The organism is Streptomyces sp. NPDC048258 (assembly GCF_043201995.1).
Classification (GTDB): Bacteria; Actinomycetota; Actinomycetes; order Streptomycetales; family Streptomycetaceae; genus Streptomyces.
Map to the genome: position 1 here is coordinate 69,454 of NZ_JBICZH010000005.1, position 23,236 is coordinate 92,689.

Genomic DNA, 23,236 nt, shown 5'->3' on the forward strand with positions numbered 1-23,236 from the left:
GTCAGGTCTCCTTCGGTCACAGCATCTCAGTCGTCTCGGAAAGCGGGGTATTGGTACGGCCCACCAGGATCACGACCGACCGCGGGCCGATCAGGTACTTCCCGGCGTTGTCCAGTTCCTGCTCGGCGCCCGGGGTGCGGATGTCGTGCGGCGCCTCGGCCCCCGTGTCGGCGAACAGGTGCCAGCTCCGCCCGCCGGGCAGCGCGGGCAGTTCCAGGTCGTGCGACTCCCAGTGCGAGTTCATGGCCACGTACACCACGTCGTCGTCGCCGGTGCCGCACCGGGCCACCGCCAGCAGCCGGCTCTCCGCCGACCAGTCGGGCTGCCAGGCCCGCTCCCCGTGCCAGCTGATGTCCGGCAGGCCCAGGTTCTCGCGGACCTGTCCGGTGGGGTGGGCGGTGGAGCGCAGCTCGCGGTGGTGCTTGCGGAAGGCGATCATCTCCCGCGTGAACCGGAGCAGTTCGGCGTTGTCGTCGACCTGGTCCCAGTCGAACCAGGACAGCTCGTTGTCCTGGCAGTACGTGTTGTTGTTGCCCTGCTGGGTGCGCGCGACCTCGTCCCCGGCCAGCAGCATCGGGATGCCCTGGCTGGTGAAGAGGATGGCGAGGGCGTTCTTCATCTGCCGGGTGCGCAGCGCGTTGATCTCGGGATCGTCGGTCGGTCCCTCGGCGCCGCAGTTCCAGCTGGCGTTGTCGTTGCCGCCGTCGTTGTTGCCCTCGCCGTTGGCCTCGTTGTGCTTGTCGTTGTAGGAGACCAGGTCGGCGAGGGTGAAACCGTCGTGCGCGGTCAGGAAGTTGACCGAGGCGGCGGTGCCGCGGCCGGTGTAGAGGTCGGGCGAGCCGGCGATGCGGGTGGCCAGTTCGCCGGTCACCCCGGGGTCGCCCTTGAGGAAGCTGCGCACGGTGTCGCGGTACTTCCCGTTCCACTCCGCCCAGCGGCCGTACGCCGGGAAGTTGCCGACCTCGTAGAGGCCGCCCGCGTCCCAGGCCTCGGCGATGAGCTTGGTGTGCCGCAGCACCGGGTCGTAGGCGAGCAGTTCCAGCAGCGGCGGGTTGGGCAGCGGGGTGCCGTCCAGGGCCCGGCCGAGGATGGCCGCGAGGTCGAAGCGGAAGCCGTCGACGTGGTAGTCGGCGACCCAGTGGCGCAGGCAGTCGAGCACGTAGTTGCGCACGACGGGGTGGTTGCAGTTGACGGTGTTGCCCGTGCCGCTGAAGTTGAAGTAGTACCCCTCGGGCGTGAGCATGTAGTACGTGGCGTTGTCGAGCCCCTTGAAGGAGATCGTCGGGCCCTGCTCGTTGCCCTCGGCGGTGTGGTTGAAGACGACGTCGAGGATGACCTCGATGCCGGCCGCGTGCAGGTCCTTGATCAGGGTGCGGAACTCGTCGCCCTGCATCCCGTACCGTCCGGTGGCCGCGTAGCCGGCCTTCGGCGCGAAGAACGAGACGGTGTTGTAGCCCCAGTAGTCGAAGAGCTTCTCGCCGGTCTCCGGGTTGGAGCGCGGGTTGTCGCTCTCGTCGAACTCGAAGACGGGGAGCAGCTCGATGCAGTTCACCCCGAGTTCCTTGAGGTACGGGATCTTCTCGCGCAGCCCCGCGAAGGTGCCGGGGGCGGTGACGCCCGAGGAGGGGTGCCGGGTGAAGCCGCGCACGTGGGTCTCGTAGACGACGAGGTCCTCGGCGGGGATGCCCAGCGGGGTGTCGTCGCCCCAGTCGAAGTCCTGGAGGCAGACCCGGGAGCGGTACTGGTAGCCGCGGCTGCGGTCCGGCTCCACGCCCCACACGTCGCGGCCGGCGATCAGCCGGGCGTACGGGTCGGAGAGCACCTGCCGGGCGTCGAAGCGGTGGCCGGTGACCGGGTCGTAGGGGCCGTCGGCCCGGTACCCGTACTCGATGTTCTCGTGGTCGAGGCCGAAGACCGTCATGGCGAAGACGCTGCCGGTGCGGAATTCCTCGGGGAATTCCAGCTCGGCCATCGGCTCGGGCTCTCCGCGCTTGTAGATGACCAGGGTCATGGAGGTGGCCTGGTCGGAGAAGACGGAGAAGCTGACCCCGCCGGGGACCACATTGGCCCCGAAGGGGAACGGTTTGCCGGCGCGGACGCGGTACCCGCCCACCTCGTGGGTCGGGTACGCGTCGACGCGCAGGACCTGCTCGGACTGGGCCTCGCTCATCGCGCGGCCTTGGCCTTGGCCTTGGCGGCCGCGGCCGCTGCCTCACCGGTCTCGAAGAAGTCGAGGAACCCGGTGGCCGACATGACGAACCGGACTTCCTCGCTCACCCCGTAGAGGGTGACGGCGACGCCGGCGTGCTGCGCCTCGCGGTAGACCACGAGCAGGGTGCGCAGGCCCGCGCTGGAGACGTAGGTGACCGCGGTGAGGTCGATCTTCAGCGGCTTGCCCTCGCGCACGAGCGGCAGCAGCGCCTGGAGCAGCGAACCGGATGTCTCGCTGTTGATCTCACCGGTGGCGACGAGCACGGTGCCCGTCTTGTTCCGGCGTTCCTTGACGTTGAGAGTCATTGCTTTCCCCTCTGGTTGGGGCGCCCCCCGTTGAGCGCTACTTCTTGGCCACTGGACGCAGCCGGACCTTGACCTTCACCCGCCCCTGGACGTCGGGCAGCCGTACGGTGAGGGCATCGGCGTCGAAGTCGTCGTACGGCTTCTCGTCGATCTCCACGGACGCGATCCGCACCGAGCCGGCCGGGAGCAGGTCGGGCGAGACGCGCAGGATCCGGTCGGGCAGGTTGGTCGGGTCGGGCTGGAAGTGGAAGTCCATCTCCCGGCCGTTGACGAGCAGGTTGTTGTAGACGGCGGAGAGGTAGCAGAGCTCCGCCGAGTGGTACATGGACATCGAGTGGCTGCCCTTGAGCCGCTCGGTGCCGAGCAGGTACGGCGTACCGCTGGCGAGCACGTTGAAGTAGACGGCGCCCTCGTCGTGGTCGAGGAAGAAGGTGTTGTAGAAGGCCTGCGCCTGCCGGGCCTCGCGCAGGTTCGCGTCGCCGCCGACCGTGCCGTTCAGGATGAGGTAGGCGAGGATCGCCTGCTCCTGCTGCCACCAGGCCTTGCGGTCGTGCCAGGCGAAACGATACGTCTCCTCGTCGCCGGACTTGATCCGCTCGACGACGTCGTACCAGCCGCCGCGCTGCACGTCGCTGCCGACCGCCGGCATGATCTCGCCGATCTTCCTGGCGAGCTCCTCGTAGGCCGGCTTGGGCTTCAGCGAGTTCATCCGCATCAGGTTCCAGGCGATCTTCAGGTTGTGACCGACCACCGCGCGGTTCTGCTGCCAGCTGTGCTGGGTGTCGTGCGACCAGTCCCGGTTGAAGCGCTCCTGGACGAAGGGGCTGTTCTTGTAGTCCGGGAACTTGTCCGCGATGGTGTCGAAGGTGTACTCGAGGAAGTCGGCGTACTTCTGGTCGCCGGTCGCCAGGTACAGGTTGATCAGGTACGCGGGCGCGTGGTCGCCGACCGAGTTCCAGTTCTTGCGCTCGGCGTTCTCGCCGAGGGACTCGTGGTCGGCGCTGAAGAGGATCGGGTCGATGTGCGAGTAGTAGCCGCCCTGCTCCGGGTCGAAGAAGAACTTGTCGAACAGCCGGATGGTGGCGTCCGCGTCGTTCTTGATCCGGATGTCACCGGTGACCCGGTACGTCTGGATCGGGCCGGCCAGCGCGTAGATCTGCTCGTACATCGGGATCGCGTCGTAGTCGTCGGAGAACTCCGAGGTGAACAGCTTGCGCTCGCTGTCCCCGTCGACGCTGATGCCGTGGTACCAGAAGACCACGTCCTCCTCGCTGTCCACGACCCGCATGTGCTTGCGCAGGTACTCGGTGCCGCGCTCGGCGACCTCCAGGTACTCGTCCTTGCCGGTCAGCAGGTAGGCCGAGGCCATGCCGTAGACGAGGCGGGAGATCGTGTCGGTCTCCTGGACGTGGCTGGCGGTCTTGTCACCGCCGAGCCGGATCTCGGTGCGGTACTCGGTGAAGTCCACCGGCCCGTCGCCGAACTGCGCCCGCTTGTAGAAGTCGGCCAGCGACTCGATCTGCTTGATCCACCAGCTGGGCTCCTCGAAGCGGTAGTCCTCGGCTCCGCGGCCCAGGAACACCAGGCGCTTGGCGTCGAAACGCCCGCCGTGCTCCGGGTAGTGGACTCCGTAGACGAAGAGGAACCGGCCCGGCGACAGCATCTCGTCGATGTGCCCGGAGGCGTCGATGTAGGGCTCGTCCAGGTTGCGGACCAGCTCGGCGCTGGGGTCACCGGCGAGCGAGACGTCGAAGGCACGCCCGTCGGAGGTCTTCAGACCCAGCACGCGCGAGCCGGAGTCGAAGCGGGTGACGTATCCGGCGATGGTGTCGGAGAAGGAGAAGCTCACGGCATCCGCCATGTCATGCACCGTCCTTGTCGTGAGAGCCCTCGTGAGTGCGGTCGGGAGTGCTGTCGTGAGTGCTGCCCTGAGTGCGGTCGTCCTCGTACCCCTGGCTGATCTCGACGATCACTCCGTCGGGGTCGCGGACCCACACGGTCCGCCAGCCGCAGATGAAGTCGTCGAAGTCCAGCGGTCCCAGGGTCACTTCGGCCGCGTCGCCCAGCTCGGCCAGGAACGCGTCCACGCTGTCGGTCTGGAAGGCCAGGTGGCGCATCCGCCCCGGGGCCTGCGGCCCGTCGTCGTGGGCCGGGCGGGCCGGTTCGGCGCCGGCCGCGAAGAGCTCCAGGTACGCGTCCCCCTTGCGCAGGAACACGATCCGGGCCTCGCCCAGGTCGACCACCCGGGCCCTGGTGAAGCCGAAGTACCGGGTGTAGAACTCCTCGGTGGTCTTCTGGTCCGCGCAGTTCAGGCCCACGTGCGACCAGGTCGGCCCGGCCATCAGGCCTGCCCCCGGCCCCGCCCGGCCGCGATCAGCTCGATGATCCGGCGGGCGAAGAGGTGGTGGTGGGCGCCGGTGCGGCCGGTGACCAGGTCCCCGTCGACGACCACGTCCTCGTCGACGTACTCGCCGCCCATGTTGCGGACGTCTCCGATGAGGTTGTTGTGGCAGACCACCTTGCGACCGCGGATCTTGCCGGGGATCGAGGAGGCCAGCCACATGCCGTGGCAGATGATCCCCTTCAGGACCGTCGGCTCCTCGAAGGCCCGGCACAGCAGCTCCGTCGCCGGGGCCAGCTGGTCCACGTCCTCGGTGTAGCGCAGCCGGTCGGCCACCATGCCCGAGGGCACGATGATCGCCGCGTACCGGCGCAGCTCGTCGTCGCTCAGCCCCTCCAGGGACTGGCTGGCGGTGAAGGGCGCCCGGTACTCGTGGCCGGAGAAGGTGATGGAGTCGTTGCCCCACAGCCGGGTCAGGAAGTCGACCTCGGCGCCCTCCTCCGCGAACCGGTGCTGGTAGTAGAAGATCTCCGGCTCGTAGAAGTCGCTCTCGACCAGGACCGCGATCCGGGTCCCGCTCAGCGCGCCCTCGCGCAGTACGGCGTCAGGCACGGGACGCCCCCTTCAGGAAGTCCGCCGCGCGTTCGGCGATCATCGCGATGGCGGTGTGGCAGTTGCCCGACGGGACCGCGGGCATCACGCTCGCGTCGACGACGCGCAGGTTCCGTACGCCGTGCACGCGCAGCTCGGGGTCGACGACGGAGAGGTCGTCGATGCCCATGCGGCAGGAGCCGGCCTGGTGGTGGTAGCTCTCCGACTTCTGCTTCACGAAGGTGCGCAGGTCGTCGTCGGACACGGTGCCCGGTCCGGGCTGGAGCTCCTGCTTGTACCAGGGGGAGAAGGCGGAGGTCGCGAAGATCTCCCGGGCGGTCTTGACGCCCTGCACCATCCGCTCCAGGTCCCACCGGTCGCCCAGGTAGTTCGGGTTGATCAGCGGGTGGGCCAGGGGGTCGGCGCTGGCGAGCTTGATCCAGCCACGCGAGACGGGCCGTACGACCCCGGGCAGGATGGACACCGTGTTCGGGTGGTCCTGGCCGACGATCACGTCGAAGGGCACGTGGACGAAGGCGATCTGCAGGTCCGGCGCGGGCAGTCCCGGCCGGGAGGACAGGAACAGAGCGCTCTCCGACAGGTTCTGCGCCGGCGGCGGGAGCTCCTGGGTGACCTCGGCCATCAGCCCGGTCAGGACGTGGTTGTGGAAGTTCTCGCCGACCCCGGGCAGGGCCGCGGTGACCTCGATGCCGTGTTCGCGCAGCTGGTGCGGGTGCCCGATGCCGGAGAGCAGCAGCAGCTTCGGGGACTCGATCGCCCCGGCGGCCACGATCACCTCGCGGCGGGCCCGTACGGTGTGCGGGCCGGGCTCGGCGGTGCTGCTGTGGCCGTCCGCGACGGTCCGGCCCGGGAACTCGGCGGGGGCCTGGAGCTGGACGTACTCGACGCCCGTGCAGGTGTCCCCGTCGAAGAGCAGCCGGGTGCTCTGCGCGCTGGTGCGCAGGGTCAGGTTGGGGCGGCCGAGCGCGGGCTCCAGGTACGAGGCGAGGGTGCCCTGGCGGCGGCCGTCGGCCACGTCGATGTGGTGCCAGCCGGTGCCGAAGAGGCCGCGCCGGGGACCGTCGGTGTTGAAGTCGGCGATCTCCTCGTGCCCCAGCTCGACGGCCGCGTCGATGAAGGCGCGGGAGACCGGGTTGGGGCCGTGCTGCCCGGCGTTGGTGATGCGCTGGGGGCCGCGGGTGCCGGTGGTGGCGGCGGTGGCGTCCTCCTGGCCCTCCAGGAGGGCGAAGTACGGGAGCACGTCCTCGTACGCCCAGCCGGCCGCGCCCTGGTAGGCCCAGTTGTCGAAGTCCGAGGCGTGGCCCCGGATGTGCATCATGATGTAGAGGTTGCTGCTGCCGCCGGGGGCCTTGCCGCGCGGTTCGTAGGTGCGGCGGCCGCCCAGGCCGGGCTGCGGGGTGCTGGTGTAGCCCCAGTCCACGGGCCCGCCGAGCAGCTTGTACCAGGAGGACGGGTCGTCCACCTCGGGCGGGATCCGGGAGCCGCCCGCCTCCAGGACGAGGACGGTGACGTCCGGGTCCTCGGAGAGGCGGTTGGCGAGGACACTGCCCGCGGTACCGGATCCCACGACGATGTAGTCGTACTCTTCCACGCTCACGGGTCCCCCCTCAGCCCTGGCTCAGCACCTGGAAGGGGACGGTGTCGTGGTAGTTCGCCATGTAGGCGATCTTTCCGTCCACGATCCGGAAGAAGTTCATGACCTCGGCCTCGATGGACTCGCCCGAGGCGCTGACCGCGGTCAGGTGGGAGACGGCCGCGGCCTTCTCCCCGCCTGCGTCGACGAGGAAGTGCACGGGCTCGTTCCGGAAGACCCGGTACATGGTGCCCATGCCCTTCATCATCGAGCGCAGCAGTTCGAGGCCCTCGATGTGGCCGGCGAGCTGCTCGTCCATGACCTGGTCGTCGGCGAACAGGTCGCACCAGCGGTCCCAGTCCCCGGCGTTGGCGTACTCGTAGTACCTCGTCAGAATCTCTCGCGCATCCATGGCGTCCCTCATCCCCCTATCGGTCCCTGCGGGTTCCGTCCGGCGCGAACGGCGCCCAGAACTGGCTGAAGGCGGAGGCCGAGTCGCCGAAGAGCCCGTCGCGACCCTCGACGATCCGGCCGTCCCGCCACCGCATGAAGTGGAAGACCGGGTAGTCCATCCGCTCGTACGGGGACCGGCTGTCCTGGGCCGCGCCGTCCCGCAGGGCGACGTTGCGGCACACGTCGGCGGAACAGTCCTCGCCGACGAGCACCGCTTCCAGGTCCATCCGGAAGGTGCCGCCCGTGAGCTTGTGGGTCTGCCCCATCAGCTCCAGGAAGGCGTCCAGGCTCTCGTACCAGCCGGCGAGCGGGTGGTTGCCCGGTACCAGCCAGCGCAGGTCCTCGGAGTAGTACTCCAGGATGCGCGCCCGGTCGCCGGAGCCGAGGGCGGCGTAGGCCGCCTGCACCCGCTCCCGTGTCACTTCGGTCATCGTGGCTTCTCCTTCGCCGGCGGTCAGAGGGAGCCGGAACCGGGCATCGGCGCCAGGTCGTTGACGGTGTACTGCTTGATCAGCGGTCCGTCGGGACCGGCGACCACGGTCCAGGTCTGGTCGGCGTCGAATCCGAGCCACTGGCTGCGGGCGGCCGGCGGGTCCCAGATCTTGGCCTGCCAGTTGACGAGCACCCGGACGACCGCCCGGTCGCCCTCGATGACGGGCTCCACCTTCGTGACCCTGTGCACCTCGTCGAAGAACCGGTTGGTGACGGCCTCGTACCAGCGGCCGAAGCCCTGGTGGCCCAGGAAGGTGTCCTCGGGGACCTTGAACTCCAGGTCCTCGGTGATCAGGGCGAGCACCTCGGCCAGTCCTACGTGCCGGTCCAGCGCCACGTACCAGTCCTCGGCGAAACTGCGGATCGCGTCCTCGGTCAACTGCCGCTCGGCGGGCATGCGGTCTCCTCCTGTTCTGTGCTGCGTGACTGCTCTGGTCAGATCTGGATGTCGACGAGGAACGGACCGGGGTGGGCCAGCATCCGGCTCACGGCGGCCGCCGCCTCGTCCGGCTTCTCCACCCGCATCCCGCCGGCGCCGAGCGACCGGGCCAGCCCGGCGAAGTCGATCTCGGGGTGGGAGAGGTCGAAGGAGCCCGGGAATCCGTGCTCGGGGATGTCCCGCTCCCGCCAGTACTGGGCGATGTTGTCGTCCAGCAGCCGGTACTTGCGGTTGTTGCAGACCACGAACTTGGCGTCGATGCCGTGCCGGGCCGCCGTCCACAGCGCCTGGTACGTGTACATCGACCCGCCGTCGCCCGCGAAGCCGACGACGAGCCGGTCCGGGCGGGCGAGCTTGGCGCCGACCGCGCCCGGGAAGCCCACGCCCAGGGAACCGCCCCGGGTGAGGTGGTAGTCGCCCGGGCGTTCCGCCGGCAGGTACTTCGTGACCAGCGGGGAGGTGGTCAGCGCCTCGTCGAAGACGATCAGGTCCCCGCCGGTGCGCTCGGCGAGGGTCCGCAGGAAGACCGCCATCGGCGTGCCGTCGTCGGTGGCCGGCTGCGCCTCGCGGGCCCGCTCCCGGGTCCGTACGTCGAGCCGGGCGGCCGCGGCCGCCCGCCGCTGCGGGGTCAGCCGGTGCTCCAGTACGCCGGCCAGCGCGCGCAGCGCCTGCTTGGGATCCGCGGCGAGGCCCAGGTCCACCGGGTGGTTCTTGGCGATCTCGTACGCGTTGAGGTCGATGTGGACGACCTTCGCGCCCTCCCGGAAGGGGCTCTCCAGTTCGGGGAACACCTCCGGGAAGACATAGGTGCCGACGATCAGCACCCCGTCGGCGTCCCCGACGAGCTCCTTGCTGTGCGGGCCGAACATGTGGCCCGTCTGGCCCCGCCGCAGCGGGTGCGACGCCGCGATGTTGACCTCGGAGGAGTCGACCTCGTACACGTCGGCGCCCAGCAGCTCGGCGACGGCGGCCAGTTCGTTCTGCGCCCCGGAGAGCGAGACCCCGTCCCCGATCAGGACGACCGGCCGCTCGGCGGAGGCGAGCAGCTCGGCCGCCCGCCCCACCGAGGCGGGCGAGGGCGCCACGTCCGTGAGCGGCACCGTGGCGGGCAGGACGGGCTCGGAGTTGAGCTCGTCCAGCACGTCCATCGGCAGCGCCACGAACACGGGCCCGCGGGGCGGGGTGAGCGCGATCTTCACGGCCCGCCGGATGGTGCGGAGCACGGAGTGCCGGTCGGTGACCCGGGTCGCGTACTTCGTCACCGGCTTGGCCATCGCCACCAGATCGGACGCCATCTGGGCGTCCATGGCGTCGTATCGCACCCCGGCGTCACCGGCGACCACGACGAGCGGGGTGTGGCCGCGCAGCGACTGGTAGAGCATGCCGATGCCGTTGCCCAGCCCCACCCCGGAGTGCAGCTGGAGGAGCGCCGCGCCGCCGGTCGCCCGGGCGTATCCGTCGGCGATACCGGCGGCCACGGTCTCCTGGAGGGCGAGGACGTACTGGAAGTCCTCGGCCGCGTCCACCGCGTCGAGGAATCCCTGTTCCACCGTCCCAGGATTTCCGAACATCACATTCAGGCCGTCGGCCTTGAACTGCTCGATCAGCCTTTCCCGTCCGGGAGTGGCTCCGGTGTTCATCGAACTCCCCCTCATTCCCACGAGTTGCCGGAATTACCAGCCGTAACGGGTGAGACCGTCTTCCAGGACTTCCACGATCTTCTGTCCCGTGAGGTACGAGTCAGGCGTGGAACGTCCGGTCACGAACGGGAAGTCGACGATGACCGAGACCGGCTTGCCGAAATTCCCGTGGTACGCGCCGCGCGGGCCCGTCGCGTCGCGCAGGATGTATTCCAGCGGATACGGCGGCGGCCCCATGTTGAAGTCGGTACCGAGGAATCCGGTGCCGTCCTTGTAGTCGTACTCCTTGCAGTGGCCGGTCACGTGCTTGCCCCAGATGATGCTCTTGCGGTCGCTCCAGTCCCGGGCGAAGGCCAGGCAGGCGACCCCGTAGCACTCCGCGGCCACGACCTTGCCGGCCTTCTTGAAGGCCAGGATCAGGGCGTGCACGCGCTCGTTGTTGGCGAGGTCGGCGATCGGGCCGCTGCCGCCGACGATGAGGATCGCGTCGTAGTCGGCGATGTCGGCGTCGAGCTTGTCCAGATCGCGGTGGTACTGCTCCAGCTTCCGCAGATAGCCCTCGTCGCTCGTGTACGGGCGCTCCGGGACCCACGCCTCGATGTCGAGCGGCGAGTCCAGCCGGCTCGACTGCTCGAACTCCCGCCCCAGCCGGGCGTTCTCCTCGGTGGTGACCGAGCGTCCCAGCGGAGGATCGATGTAGTTCGCGTCGAGGCTCGGCGGAAGAGCGTGTGCACGCTTTCCGGTCGGCGTGGCGAATATGACCTCGTAGCCCCGCTCATCGAACTTGGATACGGGCCCTATCAGTTCTTCGGCCCAGTAACCGTGTTCGGAGACAATGACCAGAATCTTTCTGCTCACGTATTCCTCCAGGCGCCGCCTGTTGTCGTTGGCGTCCCCCACACTGGCCGCGCCCGGAGCCTTCGTCAAAGCGCCGGTGTGCGACTTCGTGAGGTAGCGGGCCACCTCATGGGGGCACCTCAGGAAGTCGTCCGCCGACGTCATGAAGTAGCTTCAGGACTACCTGACTTCGGCCGAATCGCTGAACCATTACAAGAGCCGCGCTCTATGGTCTGGACGCGTCGTGAATCACGGGCGCGCGGACTGTGTTGACGAGTGAGCACGAGCACGAGGAGAGGGACGGGGACGATGACGATGGACCTGTTGTGCACACACATCGATCGGATACGTCCGGTGAAGCCCGGGACCGAGGGCTGCGAGGAGTGCCTCATCGCCGGTGACAGCTGGGTGCACCTGCGGATGTGCCTCAGCTGCGGGCACGTCGGATGCTGCGACTCCTCGAAGAACCGTCACGCCACCCGCCACTACCGCACCACCGAGCACCCCATCGCGGCCTCGCACGAGCCCGGCGAGGACTGGGCCTGGTGCTACGCCGACAAGCTGATGCTGGACCCGGCGTGAGCGCGGCCCCGGAGAGCGCGGCCGCCGTGGCGGCCGCCGCCGAGCACGTGGAGAACAAGAAGCCCGTCATCCTGGCCGTGGACGACGACCCGCAGGTGCTCCGCGCGGTCCGCCGCGACCTGCGCAGCGCCTACGGCGACCGCTACCGGGTGCTCGGCGCCTCCTCGGCCGCCGACGCCCTGAAGATCCTGGACTCCCTCGACGAACGCGGCCACGACCCGGCGCTGTTCCTCGTGGACCAGCGGATGCCGGACGTCACCGGCGTCGAGTTCCTGCTCGAGGCGGTCAGCCGCTTCCCGGACGCCCGCCGCGTGCTGCTGACCGCGTACGCGGAGACCGACGCGGCGATCACCGCCATCAACCGGGTCCGGCTGGACTACTACCTGCTCAAGCCGTGGGACCCGCCGCACGAGCGGCTCTTCCCGGTCCTGGACGACCTGCTGTCGGACTGGCTGGCCACCTACCGGCCCGCGTACGACGGGATCATCGTGGCCGGCCACCTGGTCTCCCCCGGCACCCACGCCGTGCGGGACTTCTTCACCCGAAACGGCCAGCCGTTCCGCTTCCTCAACGTGGAACGGGACCCCGAGGCGCTGACCGTGATCGCGGCCGCCCAGGCCGACGCGGCGCTCCCGCTGGTCCGCTTCCCGGACGGGTCGGTGCTCTCCGCGCCCACCGACACCGAGCTCGCCCAGCGCCTGGGCCTGGCCACCACGGCCTCCCGCCCGCACTACGAGTGCGTCATCGTCGGGGCCGGTCCCGCGGGCCTGGCGGCCGGGGTGTACTCGGCCTCCGAGGGCCTCTCGACCCTCATGCTGGACTCCCGCGCCCCGGGCGGCCAGGCGGGCACCTCCAGCCTGATCGAGAACTACCTCGGCTTCCCCTCGGGCCTCTCGGGCGGCGACCTGACCCGCCGGGCCACCATCCAGGCCTCCCGGTTCGGCGCCGAGATCCTGCACCCGGTGGAGGTGGTCTCGCTGACCCGGGACGACCCGGCGAAGATCCTCACCCTGGCCGACGGCACGGAGATCTCCGCCGAGACGGTCCTGCTCGCCACCGGGGTCTCGTACAACCGCCTCGACGCCCCGGGCGCGGACCGCTTCGAGGGAGCCGGTCTCTACTACGGCGCGGCCACGACCGAGAGCTCGGCGTGCATCTCGCAGCACGTGTTCATCGTGGGCGGGGCCAACTCGGCCGGCCAGGCAGCGGTGCACTTCGCCAAGTACGCCGCCCGCGTGACGATCCTGGTCCGCGCGGCCTCGCTGGACGCGAGCATGTCCCGCTACCTGATCGACGAGATCGACCGCACCCCGAACATCGAGGTGAGGGTCCGCACGACGGTGGTCCGGCTGGACGGCGACGAGCACCTGGAACGGCTGACCCTCCACGACGGGGAGACGGGCGAGGACACGGAGATCCCGGCCCGCTTCATGTTCACGTTCATCGGCGCCCGCCCGCACACCGACTGGCTCTCGGGCGTCGTCGAGCGGGACGAGTACGGCTTCGTCCTCACCGGCTCGGACCTGATCGCGAACGGCGGCGAACTCCCGGCCGAGTGGAGCCTGGAGCGCGCCCCCTACCCGCTGGAGACCAGCGTGCCGGGCGTGTTCGCGGCGGGCGACGTCCGGGCGCACTCGGTGAAGCGGGTCGCGTCGGGCGTCGGCGAGGGCGCGATGGCGGTCTCCCTGATCCACCGCTACCGCTCGATGGGCTGAGAGCGAACGCGAAAAGCTTGCGATCAAGCATCCAACGGATGCAACGTTAATTACATGATTACATCCGAACAGAGCGAACAGCTCCGCGTGTGGTTCGCCGAGCGTCTGCCGGTGGACGTCTACGAGTCCCTCGTCTCGGTCACGGCCGACCGCGAGGAGATCACGGTCGTCGGCACCGTCCCGGCGGCCGAGTCGGTCAAGGAGTTCCGCGAACGCACTCGCGAACAGCGCATCGAGGTCGCCCGCGAGGCCGAGGAGCTCTACCGCCGCAAGGTCGCCTGGGGCGTGCGGGTGGGCGAGGAGACCACCCTCTTCACCCACCTCGCCGTCCCGGTCATGACCCGCCTGCGCCAGTCCGAGCGCCAGGTCCTCGACACCCTGGTCGCCGGCGGCGTGGCCCGCAGCCGGGCCGACGCCCTCGCCTGGTGCGTCCGCCTGGTGGGCCGCAACACCGACACCTGGCTGACGGAACTGCGCGACTCCCTCGACAAGGTCCACCAGGTCCGCGCCCAGGGCCCGGACGTGTCGGAGGGTACGGACTCCAGGAAGTCCGAGTCCGAATAACGCAATCCCCCCACGGGCACGCATGATCCCGTAAGGCTGGCCACGACCACCATCCAGGGAGAGGCACGCACCATGACGACCACCGTCGAATACATCCGCTACCGGATCGCATTGGACGACCAGCAGGCCTTCGAGGACGCGTACACCCGGGCGGCCGAGGCCCTGGCCGCCTCGCCCGAGTGCGTCGACTACGAGCTGGCACGCTGCGAGGAGGAGAAGGAGCGCTACATCCTCCGCATCCGCTGGACCTCGGTCGACGCCCACCTCAACGGCTTCCGCAAGGGCGAGCACTTCCCGGCCTTCTTCAGCGCGATCCGGCCGTACGTGACGGCGATCGAGGAAATGCAGCACTACACGGTGACGGACATCGCGGGCACGGGAAAGGCCGCAGGGTAACCATGAGCACGACACCCACCATCTACGAGTGGATGGGCGGCGCGGAGGCGATGAACCGCCTCACCGACGCCTTCTACGCCCACGCCCTGCGGGACGAGATCCTGGCCCCGGTCTTCGCCGGCATGGACTCGGAGCACCCGCAGCACGTCGCGGTCTGGCTGTCGGAGGTCTTCGGCGGCCCGTCGGACTACTCCGCCCACCACGGCGGCCACCAGCACATGGCCACCAAACACCTGGGCCGCGCGATCACCGAGAAGCAGCGCCGCCGCTGGGTGGACCTGCTCCTGGACACGGCCGACGAGGTCGGCCTCCCGACGGACCCGGAGTTCCGCGCGGTGTTCGTCTACTACATCGAGTGGGGCACCCGCATGGCCCTGATCTACTCGGGCCCCAACCCACCCCCGGTCGACGCGGCCAAGATCCCGACCTGGTCCTGGGGCCAGACCCCGCCGTGGGTCCCGAAGACCCCGACGACCTGACCCACCCCCGCCCCCGGCCACTCGGCGTTCCGGGCGCCTCCGGAGTGAAGGGGTGAGGTCCCTGTGGGACCTCACCCCTTCAGCCGTTCGCTCAAGTTCCACGCCGGACGGACTCAGGGGGCCGCGGTGACCCTGTCGTGGTCGGCCGGGCGGGAGGCCGGGCCGGGAACCGGGGACGTCCGCCCCGAACGGGAGGCGCGCCGGGATCCCGGACGGCGTCCGCCCAGGTCCTTCAGGCGCATGGCGGGTCCTTCGACACAGTGCCACGACAGCATCGCCAGCACGACGGTCACAGCGAGGCTCAGGCCGAGATAGGGCACCAGACCCCAGCGGGCGAAGCCCAGGACGACCAGTGCCTGCTCCACGACGAAGCCGTAGATGTAGATGCCGTACGAGTAGTCGCTGCGCGCACCGATCCGGCGGAAGGGGGCCGGAAGACGGATCGCCAGCCACACCAGGAAATAGGCGAAGGCCGGCACACCGACGACGAAGAGGAATCCGTAGCGCGCGCTGACCAGGAGCGCCACGAGGGATGCGATGCCGAGCACGTCGCTGACCGGGATCCGCTCGCGGTACAGCTCGATGACCGCCCCCAGGGCGAACGCGTACCCCAGGTAGATGACGAGAACCGGGTTCGTGAAGCCCACCAGGGGCAGGTCGAACGGGTGGAGGTAGGAGGCCTCGAAGGCCCCCGCCCAGAACCGGTCGCCCACGGCCTGCCGAATCACCAGCCAGCCCAAGAGGCAGGTGATCAGCAGCACGGCGCGCCGGGCGCGTGCGAGAACGCCCGTCACGGCCAGAACCGCCACACCCACGTAGCAGAGGACTTCGTAGTACAGCGACCACAACGCGCCGTCGATGCTGCGGTCGTACGCGACACCCTTGCCCATGGCATCGGCCATCACGCCGGACACGTCGTTCTGATTGAGCTGGATCGCCCCGTTCGACCGCAGGTATTCCACCGGCCCCCAGCCCCGGCCCAGGAAACCGTCCAGGGTCCCGTGCAATCGCCAGTACAGGACCGGAGCCACGACGAACGCCGTCAAGAACAGGCAGACCCACAATCCGGGCAGCAGCCGCAGCGCCCGATGCCACAGGAACCGCCCCAACCCCAGGCGGGCCCCGCTGCGGGTGACGAGGATCCCCGAGAGAACGAAGAACCCGTAGACCGACCACTTCCCGAGGTCGACCTGGCCGTGGGTGAAAGCGCGGCCGAACTCGGTCCTGCCGAAACCGAGCACACGCGCATGGGAGACGACGACGGCTGTCGCCAGGCACAGCCGGATGACACCCATGCTGTTGTTCCGGCCGGTCAGCAGTTCGGCAACGGTGCCGTGGGACCACCGCACCCGCCACCGAGAAGTGCGGCTATCCACGTACGACGCCTATCCCTGGTTCCGATCAACTGACCAAGGTTGCCGGGCACCGGCCCAGGATGTCCAACCCCACCTTCTCGGAGTGGCACACGTCACCGTGATCGGCACAACTCCGACGACTCCTCTGTTCAGCCACGCCGGCGTTTGAGGCGCGGGCTCCGGGGCGGAGCCCCGGCAGCCGGCCCGGGACCGGGCTCCGGCTCCGGCTCGGGCTCGGGCTCCGGCTCCGGCTCGGGCTCGGGCTCCGGCTCCGGCTCCGGCTCCGGCTCCGGCTCCGGCTCGGCCAGCAGCACCGTCAGCGGCGGCAAGCCCTCCGCCTCGCGCCAGAAATCCACGGCCTCCTCCAGGATCTCCACCAGCGTCTCCCAGTCGCCCGGCCGCGCGGCGGCGTACCCACGCCACGAGGTCACGGCGACCAGCCGCCCGCCGGCATCCGGCAGCCACGACAGATCCCTCAGCGAGTCCGCCAGCGCGTCCCAGTTCCCCCCGAACCACTCCGGCAGCCGCAAGGCGGCTTCGCAGCGCCGCATCAGCTCCGCCTTGCCGCGTACGCCGTCCAGGTCCAGCCTCAGCGTCGTCCAGCCAGCGGCTTCGGCGGCGGCGAGCGCAGGGGCGAGCGGCTGCGGGTCGAGGGTCATCGGAGAACCGCCCTGAAGGTCTCGTAGTGGTCGTCCGTGTAGAAGAACTCCCCACCCTCGCCCGTCACGATCCGCCGGGCCCCGCGGTCCCGCTCCCCCGGCGTCCTCACGGTGAACTCGTGGTAGTAGCCGCGCTTCTGCCGGGGCAGGACCTTCTCGAAGTTCCCGAAGACGGTCCCGTCCTGGCGGTACGGATACGGCCCGCCCTTGTCGATGAGCGCGAGCACGTCCCGGGCCTGCTGCGGCAGCGCGGCGGCCCGTACGGTCGCCAGCCCGTCGGCCCACGCCGGAACCCCGGGGCTGGGGCCGGCGCTGGCGCTGGCGGCGGCAGGCGCGGGTCTCTCCCCGCCACAACCCACCGCACCGACCAGCGCGGCGCACAGGAACACGGCCCCCAGTACACGCAGCAACGATCGGGGCACGTTCCGAAAGATCATGCACCGATCGTGCCAAATATCCGATTCGCTCGCGAATCGCCCGGTGGCCTCAGAGCGCGGCCATCTTGGTGTAGGGACTCAGGATTCGTTTCTGGACCGACCCGAAGTCGACGAGAACAGCGATCCCCTCCTCGATTCCGACGACACGGCCGAGGCCGTGCTCATCGTGAGTAACCCGGTCGCCGACGCTGAACTGCCGGATGGGCTGTTCCACGGGGGCCTTGAACGGGCTGGACGGCAAATGGCGGCGAGGTACTGCTGACTTTGTCATTGAAACCAGTATGCGCCCAGCGGGCCGCCGCGCGGTCCGCCGTTCGGATCTCAATTCCGGCACCATCCGCACCGATGGTGGCTACAGGTCGTCGGGGTCGGCCCGCTCCAGCGCCGGCCGCAGCCCCGGGGACGACTCGGTGAGCAGGTAGTCGGCGACCGCCGTGTCCGTGACCAGGCTGGTCACCAGCCCCGACCGCAGCACCGCCCCGATCGCGGAGGCCTTGCGCAGCCCGCCCGCGATGGCGACGACCTCGGGGATCCGCCGCAGCCGGTCCGCCTCGACGGTGATGCACCGCTCGCCGAGGTCCCGGCCGACCCGCCGCCCCTCGGAGTCGAACAGGTGGGCGGACATTTCGGCCGCCACGCCCAGCGAGGCGTAGTGCTCCCGCTCCTCGTCCGTCAGCATGTCGTGGACGGTGGAGATGCCCGGCTCCCAGGAGCCGATGGAGACGGCCGCGACCGTGACCTTGTCGAAGTACTCGAAGGCGCGCGCGATCCCGGTCTGGTTGCGCAGCGCGGCCGCGGTCGCCGGGTCGGGCAGCAGCATCGGCGCGTAGATCGGGTGCGCGTCCCCGCCCGAGACCTGCGCGGCCCGCCGTACCGCCTCCACGGACCCGCGCTCGGCGGTGCCCGCGTCGTACACGCCGGTCAGCTGCACCACGGTGCACGGCGGCAGCCGGTGCAGTGAGGCGGCCATGTGAATGGTCGACCGCCCCCACGCCAGGCCCAGTACGTCGCCCTCGTTGACCAGCTCGCCCAGCAGATCGGCGGCGACGGCGCCCAGGTTCTCCGGATCGGGCGCGTCCTCGGTGGCGTCGGCGGGCGACTCCACCACGACGGCGTGCCGGAGCCCGTAGCGGGCCCTGAGCGCGTCCGAGCGCTCCGCGTCCAGTTCCGCCGGTACCCGGATCTCGATCCGTACGAGGTCGCGTTCGAGGGCGGTCTCCAGGACCCGGGCCACCTTGAAGCGGCTCACGCCGAACTCCTCGGCGATCTGGATCTTGGACTTGCCCTCCAGGTAGAAGCGGCGCGCCATGGCCGCCGCCTGCACCAGCTCCGCGGGTCCCATCCGCAGGGCTGACCGTCCCGCCGACATTGCAGACACCGCGTTCTCCTCACTGCTGTTCACACTCTCGTGTTCACACTCTCGACTCGCCGTTCATCCTGTCAGATCCGACGGCCGTTGATCAGCCTGGACAGCCAGCGTTCACCGAGCTGTTCATCAACCCTTGGTTCAGTGGTCGCAAGCCCAGGGCGCCGCGGCGATCGCGGCGCCCGCCTGCTCACGCAGCGTGCGTACGGCGGCCGCCGGATCGACGGCGCCGTATACCGCGCTGCCCGCGACGAAGACGTCGGCGCCGGCCTCGGCGCAGCGTTCGATGGTCGAGGCCGAGACCCCTCCGTCCACCTGGAGCCACAGCTCCAGACCGTGCTTGGCGATCAGCTCCCGGGTACGGCGGATCTTGGGCAGCATGATGTCGAGAAAGGGCTGGCCGCCGAAGCCCGGCTCGACCGTCATGATCAGCAGCATGTCGAGCTCGGGGAGGATGTCCTCGTACTGCTCGATGGGCGTCGCGGGCTTGAGCGCCATCGACGCCCGCGCCCCCTTGGCCCGGATCTCCCGCGCGAGGCGCACGGGCGCCGCCGCGGCCTCGGCGTGGAAGGTGACCGAACCCGCGCCGGCCTCCACGTACTGCGGGGCCCAGCGGTCCGGGTCCTCGATCATCAGGTGGAGGTCCAGCGGGATGTCCGTGGCCCTGCTCAGGGACTCCACGATCGGCAACCCGAGGGTGAGGTTGGGGACGAAGTGGTTGTCCATGACGTCGACATGCAGCCAGTCGGCCCCTTCGACGGCCTTCGCCTCGTCGGCGAGCCGGGAGAAGTCGGCGGACAGGATGCTGGGATAAATCTGAGCGGCCATGCCCCAAGCCTGCCATGCCCCCACACAGTTCCGGCCACGACCCCGTAAGTCGCACCCGGCGTAGCGCCGCTTAAGCGATCATGGAGAACATTTCACTGTCCTGGACCCCGGTGGCCGTGTCCCCACTGCGGCGCCGGAAGACGGGGGCGTGAGGAGCGGGTGGAGGCCGGGTCGGTGCGCCTCAGCGGGCAGGCGGTGTCGAGCGGGCATAGCGCTCCGAGAGCCGACGGAGGTGGGTGACCAGTTCCTCGGGCCCGGTGACGTCGAAGTCGAAGTCGAGCATGCCCAGGTGGACGGCGAGGGTCTGCACCGTGTCGGCCCCGGTGATCAGGACGCAGCTGTCGGCGTCGAGTGCCTCGACCGTGCCGACCGCAGGGTTGATCCGCTCGATCACCGCCGTCGCCGGTGCGTGGACGGTGACCCGCGCCCGGTGGCGCCAGGCCGCGCTCGACACCCGTTGGGAGACGTACGCCGCGGCGTCGCCGCCGGGCGGTTCGCGCGGGGCGAAGCGCGGCCCGGTCGGTGTGCGGGGCTCGATCCGGTCGATCCTGAAGGTGCGCCAGTCCTCGCGCTCGACGTCCCACGCCACGAGGTACCAGCGCCGTCCCCAGTTCACCGCGCGATACGGCTCCACCACGCGACGGGTGGACGAGCCGGCGTGGTCCAGGTAGTCGAAGCGCAGTCGTTCCCGGTCGCGGCAGGCGGATACCAGGGTGGTCAGCACGTCCGCGGAGACGGTCGGCGGCGGACGGTCCGCGGGCACGGCCACGATGTACGCCTGGAGCGCCCGCACCCGGCGGCGCAGCCGCGAGGGCAGCACCTGCTCCAGCTTGGCCAGCGCCCGCAGCGAGGTCTCCTCGGCGCCGGGAACGGCGCCCTGCGCGGCAGTGCGCAGGGCGATCGTCACCGCCACGGCCTCCTCGTCGTCGAGGAGCAGCGGGGGCATCGCCGCCCCCGCACCCAGCCGGTAGCCGCCGGTGGCTCCGCGCGCGGCGTCCACGGGATAGCCGAGCTCGCGCAGGCGGTCGATGTCGTTGCGGACGGTTCGGCCGCTCACCCCGAGGCGTTCGGCCAGTTCGGATCCCGGCCAGGCACGCGGGGTCTGCAGCAGGGAGAGCAGGCGCAGCAGTCGTGCGGAGGTATCAAGCATGAGGCCCAGCCTGTTGTGCCATTAGGAACGTACCGTGCCTATATCGAGAATACTGTCGTACCCATGGAGAGCAGCAGCAACACCGACGCCCGGATCCGCCCGTTCCGCATCGACATCGCGCAGGACGAGCTCGACGACCTGCGCGACCGGCTGGCACGTACCCGCTGGGGCAGCGAGATCCCCGGCGCCGGCTGGAGCCGGGGAGTGCCCACCGACTACCTGAAGGCCCTGGCCGCGTACTGGGCCGACGGCTTCGACTGGCGCAAGGCGGAGGCGGAGCTCAATGAGTTCCCCCAGTTCACCACCGAGATCGACGGCCAGAACATCCACTTCCTGCACGTCCGTTCGCAGAATCCGGCGGCCGTCCCGCTGCTCCTGCTGCACGACTGGCCCTGCTCGTTCGTGCAGTTCGCCGAGGTGATCCGGCCGCTGGCGGAGGACTTCCACGTCATCGTGACCTCGACGCCGGGCACCGGCTTCTCCGGTCCGCTCGGCGAGGCGGGCTGGAACACCGGCCGCATCGCCGGCGCGTTCGTCGAGCTGATGAGCCGGCTCGGCTACGGCGCCTATGGCGTCCAGGGAACGGGCGGCGGCGCCTGGATCGCCGCCGAGATGGGGCGCCGGGCACCCGACGAGATCGTCGGCATCCACGTCAACGGCCTGGTCACCTTCCCCTCCGGGGACCCCGCCGAACTCGACGGACTGACCGGTCCCGAGCAGGAGCGGCTGGCCCGGCTGGAGGACTTCCAGCAGGACAAGATGGGCTTCAACGCCATCCAGTCCACCCGCCCGCAGACCCTCGCCTACGGTCTCCACGACTCACCGGTCGGCCAGCTCGCCTGGATCGCCGAGAAGTTCAAGGAGTGGACGGACCCCGCCGCCGAGCTCCCCGAGGACGCCGTGGGCCGCGACCGCCTGCTGACGAACGTCAGCGTCTACTGGTTCAGCGGAACGGCCGGCTCCTCGGCAAACCTCTACTACGAATCGGGGCACGACGCGAGCGCCTGGGCCCCGAAGCCGCGCGGCACCGTCCCGACCGGCGTCGCCGTCGCCCTGCACACCGACATCGCCATCCGCCGCTTCGCCGAACGGGACCACAACATCACCCACTGGAGCGAGCTGGAGCGCGGCGGCAACTTCCTCTCGCTGGAGCGGCCGGAGGCGTTCGGCTCCGACGTCCGCGCCTTCTTCAGCACGGTCGGCGGCTGACACCCACCGCCGTCACCGCGAGAGTGCCCGGGCAGGCCGAAGCGTTCGCACACCACGCCGGAACTGCCCGGGCCCTCCCCTACGCCGTGCGCCGCAGCAGCGCCAGGTACATCGCGTCCGTACCGTGCAGGTGCGGCCACAGCTGTACGTCCGGGCCGTCGCCCAGGCCCGGTACGCCCGCCATGTACGGCCGGGCGTCGATCAGTTCGGCGGACACCGGGGCCTGGCCCGCGCCCCGGCCCTTCAGGACGTCGTCCACGACCACCCGGGTCTCCGCCAGGTGCGGCGAGCACGTCGCGTAGCCCACGACGCCGCCCACCCGCACCGCCGACAGCGCCTCGCGCAGAAGCCCCCGCTGGAGCGGCGCGAAGCCCTCCAGGTCCTCCGGGCGGCGGCGCCAGCGGGCCTCCGGGCGGCGGCGCAGGGCGCCCAGGCCCGAGCACGGCACGTCCATCAAGACCCGGTCGAAGGAGCCCGGCAGCCACGGCGGCCGGGTGCCGTCCGCCGCGATGACCTGGTACGGCCCGGGGTTGCCGGACAGGGCCTTCTCCACCAGCCGGGCCCGGTGCGGCTGCTTCTCGGACGCCAGCAGGAACGCCCCGCGCCGCGCCGCCAGAGCCGCGAGCAGCGCCGCCTTGCCGCCCGGTCCGGCGCAGCCGTCGAGCCAGCGCTCGTCACGGCCCTCGACCGGCACGGCCGCCAGGGCCATCGCCACCAGCTGGCTGCCCTCGTCCTGGACACCCGCGCTCCCGTCGCGCACGGCCTCCAGCGCGCCCGGCTCGCCGCCCTCGGCCATCCGCACGGCGTACGGGGACCAGCGGCCCGGCAGCGCCGACTCCTCGCCCACCGCCTCCAGCAGCTCCTCCGGCGTGGACCGCCCCGGCCGGGCCACCAGGGTGACCTCGGGCCGCTCGTTGTCGGCCTCCAGCAGGTCCTCGATCCCGGCGCGCCCGCCGCCCAGCGCGTCCCACAGGGCGCTGACGATCCACCGCGGGTGCGAGTGGTACACCGCGAGGTGTTCCTCGGCGTCGTCCTCGTACGGCGGCGCCACCCGCTCCAGCCAGCCGTCCAGGTCGTGCGCGGCGATCTTGCGCAGCACGGCGTTCACGAACTTCGCGCGCCCGTCGCCGAGCACCACCCGGGCCAGCTCCACGCTCGCCGAGACGGCGGCGTGCGTGGGGATCCGGGTCCCCAGCAGCTGGTGCGCCCCGAGCGAGAGCACGTCCAGCACCGGCGGGTCCACCTCCCGCAGCGGGCGGTCGATGCACGCCTTGATCACGGCGTCGTACGTGCCCTGCCGGCGCAGCGTCCCGTAGACCAGCTCGGTGGCCAGTGCCGCGTCACGCGCCTGGAAGCTCTCGTCCTGGCGGGCCTTGCGCAGCAGCGGCGGCAGCACGAGGTTGGCGTACGCGTCGCGCTCGTCCACCGCCCGCAGCACCTCGAAGGCCAGCATCCGGACGGGGTCCTTCTGGGGCCGGCGGTACGGCTTGGCCTGCTTGCCGGACGGCTTGCCGCCGCCCGCGGGACGCCGACTGGGCTGACGAGGCTGTTCGCTCACGTGAAAGGTGCTCCGGAGGTACGAGTTCTACGAG

Annotated in this window: 25 protein-coding genes; 6 read left to right on the plus strand and 19 right to left on the minus strand. The window is 70.3% G+C overall.

The window, feature by feature from the left end:
* Window positions 1–16: 16 nt before the first annotated feature.
* Genes glgX through ACGFYQ_RS14015 form a run of 11 tightly spaced genes read right to left on the minus strand, consistent with a single transcriptional unit; the run spans window position 17 to window position 10,925 of the window.
* Entirely contained in the window at window positions 17–2,170 is a 2,154-nt protein-coding gene (glgX, locus tag ACGFYQ_RS13965) for a glycogen debranching protein GlgX (RefSeq protein WP_393743439.1), read from the minus strand.
* Entirely contained in the window at window positions 2,167–2,517 is a 351-nt protein-coding gene (locus ACGFYQ_RS13970) for an STAS domain-containing protein (protein ID WP_215147956.1), read from the minus strand. The genes glgX and ACGFYQ_RS13970 overlap by 4 nt, the downstream gene beginning before the upstream one ends.
* A gap of 37 nt (window positions 2,518–2,554) precedes the next feature.
* A complete protein-coding gene (locus ACGFYQ_RS13975) occupies window positions 2,555–4,378 on the minus strand; it encodes an AGE family epimerase/isomerase (protein WP_393743441.1) in 1,824 nt (607 codons plus the stop codon).
* 1 nt (window position 4,379) lies between these two features.
* Complete coding sequence (locus tag ACGFYQ_RS13980; RefSeq protein WP_393743443.1) at window positions 4,380–4,859, minus strand: VOC family protein; 480 nt, start codon at window positions 4,857–4,859, stop codon at window positions 4,380–4,382.
* The gene (locus ACGFYQ_RS13985; RefSeq protein ID WP_393743445.1) at window positions 4,859–5,470 is read right to left on the minus strand and encodes a DJ-1/PfpI family protein; all 612 of its coding nucleotides are present in this window, start codon (window positions 5,468–5,470) and stop codon (window positions 4,859–4,861) included. Before ACGFYQ_RS13985 ends, ACGFYQ_RS13980 begins: the two co-directional genes overlap by 1 nt.
* Window positions 5,463–7,067: a GMC family oxidoreductase gene (locus tag ACGFYQ_RS13990; RefSeq protein WP_393743447.1), complete on the minus strand. Its 1,605-nt coding sequence runs from the start codon at window positions 7,065–7,067 to the stop codon at window positions 5,463–5,465. Before ACGFYQ_RS13990 ends, ACGFYQ_RS13985 begins: the two co-directional genes overlap by 8 nt.
* Before the next feature lie 10 nt (window positions 7,068–7,077).
* The gene (locus ACGFYQ_RS13995; RefSeq protein WP_393743449.1) at window positions 7,078–7,455 is read right to left on the minus strand and encodes a nuclear transport factor 2 family protein; all 378 of its coding nucleotides are present in this window, start codon (window positions 7,453–7,455) and stop codon (window positions 7,078–7,080) included.
* 16 nt (window positions 7,456–7,471) lie between these two features.
* Window positions 7,472–7,927, minus strand: coding sequence for a nuclear transport factor 2 family protein (locus ACGFYQ_RS14000; protein ID WP_393743451.1), 456 nt, complete (start codon window positions 7,925–7,927; stop codon window positions 7,472–7,474).
* Between the two features lie 23 nt (window positions 7,928–7,950).
* Window positions 7,951–8,385 (minus strand): nuclear transport factor 2 family protein, encoded by a 435-nt coding sequence (locus tag ACGFYQ_RS14005; protein WP_393743453.1) that lies wholly within the window; start codon window positions 8,383–8,385, stop codon window positions 7,951–7,953.
* Window positions 8,386–8,423: 38 nt separating this feature from the next.
* Window positions 8,424–10,067: a thiamine pyrophosphate-binding protein gene (locus tag ACGFYQ_RS14010; RefSeq protein ID WP_393743455.1), complete on the minus strand. Its 1,644-nt coding sequence runs from the start codon at window positions 10,065–10,067 to the stop codon at window positions 8,424–8,426.
* A 33-nt stretch (window positions 10,068–10,100) separates the two neighbouring features.
* Complete coding sequence (locus ACGFYQ_RS14015; protein ID WP_393743457.1) at window positions 10,101–10,925, minus strand: type 1 glutamine amidotransferase domain-containing protein; 825 nt, start codon at window positions 10,923–10,925, stop codon at window positions 10,101–10,103.
* Window positions 10,926–11,213: 288 nt separating this feature from the next.
* Between ACGFYQ_RS14015 and ACGFYQ_RS14020 the strand changes: the two genes are divergently transcribed.
* From ACGFYQ_RS14020 to ACGFYQ_RS14040, 5 genes are all read left to right on the plus strand, one after another.
* Window positions 11,214–11,486 (plus strand): UBP-type zinc finger domain-containing protein, encoded by a 273-nt coding sequence (locus tag ACGFYQ_RS14020; protein ID WP_362401241.1) that lies wholly within the window; start codon window positions 11,214–11,216, stop codon window positions 11,484–11,486.
* Window positions 11,483–13,201 carry an FAD-dependent oxidoreductase gene (locus ACGFYQ_RS14025; RefSeq protein ID WP_393743460.1) on the plus strand — a complete coding sequence of 573 codons (1,719 nt, stop codon included), beginning with the start codon at window positions 11,483–11,485 and terminating at the stop codon, window positions 13,199–13,201. The genes ACGFYQ_RS14020 and ACGFYQ_RS14025 overlap by 4 nt, the downstream gene beginning before the upstream one ends.
* Before the next feature lie 54 nt (window positions 13,202–13,255).
* Window positions 13,256–13,765, plus strand: a complete 510-nt coding sequence (locus tag ACGFYQ_RS14030; protein WP_393743462.1) for a hypothetical protein — start codon at window positions 13,256–13,258, stop codon at window positions 13,763–13,765.
* 72 nt (window positions 13,766–13,837) lie between these two features.
* Window positions 13,838–14,161 carry a putative quinol monooxygenase gene (locus tag ACGFYQ_RS14035; protein ID WP_393743464.1) on the plus strand — a complete coding sequence of 108 codons (324 nt, stop codon included), beginning with the start codon at window positions 13,838–13,840 and terminating at the stop codon, window positions 14,159–14,161.
* A gap of 2 nt (window positions 14,162–14,163) precedes the next feature.
* Complete coding sequence (locus tag ACGFYQ_RS14040; RefSeq protein WP_393743466.1) at window positions 14,164–14,640, plus strand: group II truncated hemoglobin; 477 nt, start codon at window positions 14,164–14,166, stop codon at window positions 14,638–14,640.
* A 113-nt stretch (window positions 14,641–14,753) separates the two neighbouring features.
* Here ACGFYQ_RS14040 and ACGFYQ_RS14045 read toward each other — a convergent pair whose 3' ends face one another.
* The 7 genes from ACGFYQ_RS14045 to ACGFYQ_RS14075 form a co-directional block, all read right to left on the minus strand.
* On the minus strand, window positions 14,754–16,016 hold the full coding sequence (locus ACGFYQ_RS14045) for an acyltransferase family protein (protein ID WP_393743468.1): 1,263 nt from the start codon (window positions 16,014–16,016) through the stop codon (window positions 14,754–14,756).
* Between the two features lie 128 nt (window positions 16,017–16,144).
* Complete coding sequence (locus tag ACGFYQ_RS14050) at window positions 16,145–16,654, minus strand: barstar family protein (protein WP_393743470.1); 510 nt, start codon at window positions 16,652–16,654, stop codon at window positions 16,145–16,147.
* Window positions 16,651–17,091: a ribonuclease domain-containing protein gene (locus ACGFYQ_RS14055; protein WP_393743472.1), complete on the minus strand. Its 441-nt coding sequence runs from the start codon at window positions 17,089–17,091 to the stop codon at window positions 16,651–16,653. Before ACGFYQ_RS14055 ends, ACGFYQ_RS14050 begins: the two co-directional genes overlap by 4 nt.
* Window positions 17,092–17,140: 49 nt before the next feature.
* Window positions 17,141–17,362 (minus strand): CarD family transcriptional regulator, encoded by a 222-nt coding sequence (locus ACGFYQ_RS14060; protein WP_189740325.1) that lies wholly within the window; start codon window positions 17,360–17,362, stop codon window positions 17,141–17,143.
* A gap of 81 nt (window positions 17,363–17,443) precedes the next feature.
* Complete coding sequence (locus tag ACGFYQ_RS14065) at window positions 17,444–18,460, minus strand: sugar-binding transcriptional regulator (RefSeq protein ID WP_388567098.1); 1,017 nt, start codon at window positions 18,458–18,460, stop codon at window positions 17,444–17,446.
* A 138-nt stretch (window positions 18,461–18,598) separates the two neighbouring features.
* Entirely contained in the window at window positions 18,599–19,285 is a 687-nt protein-coding gene (gene rpe / locus ACGFYQ_RS14070) for a ribulose-phosphate 3-epimerase (RefSeq protein ID WP_393743475.1), read from the minus strand.
* A 181-nt stretch (window positions 19,286–19,466) separates the two neighbouring features.
* Window positions 19,467–20,435 carry a helix-turn-helix transcriptional regulator gene (locus tag ACGFYQ_RS14075; RefSeq protein WP_393743477.1) on the minus strand — a complete coding sequence of 323 codons (969 nt, stop codon included), beginning with the start codon at window positions 20,433–20,435 and terminating at the stop codon, window positions 19,467–19,469.
* Window positions 20,436–20,498: 63 nt separating this feature from the next.
* Between ACGFYQ_RS14075 and ACGFYQ_RS14080 the strand changes: the two genes are divergently transcribed.
* Window positions 20,499–21,644 carry an epoxide hydrolase family protein gene (locus tag ACGFYQ_RS14080; protein ID WP_393743479.1) on the plus strand — a complete coding sequence of 382 codons (1,146 nt, stop codon included), beginning with the start codon at window positions 20,499–20,501 and terminating at the stop codon, window positions 21,642–21,644.
* A gap of 79 nt (window positions 21,645–21,723) precedes the next feature.
* On the opposite strand, the gene ACGFYQ_RS14085 is transcribed toward ACGFYQ_RS14080, so the two are convergent.
* Window positions 21,724–23,202 carry an RsmB/NOP family class I SAM-dependent RNA methyltransferase gene (locus tag ACGFYQ_RS14085; protein WP_393743481.1) on the minus strand — a complete coding sequence of 493 codons (1,479 nt, stop codon included), beginning with the start codon at window positions 23,200–23,202 and terminating at the stop codon, window positions 21,724–21,726.
* Window positions 23,203–23,236: the final 34 nt, after the last annotated feature.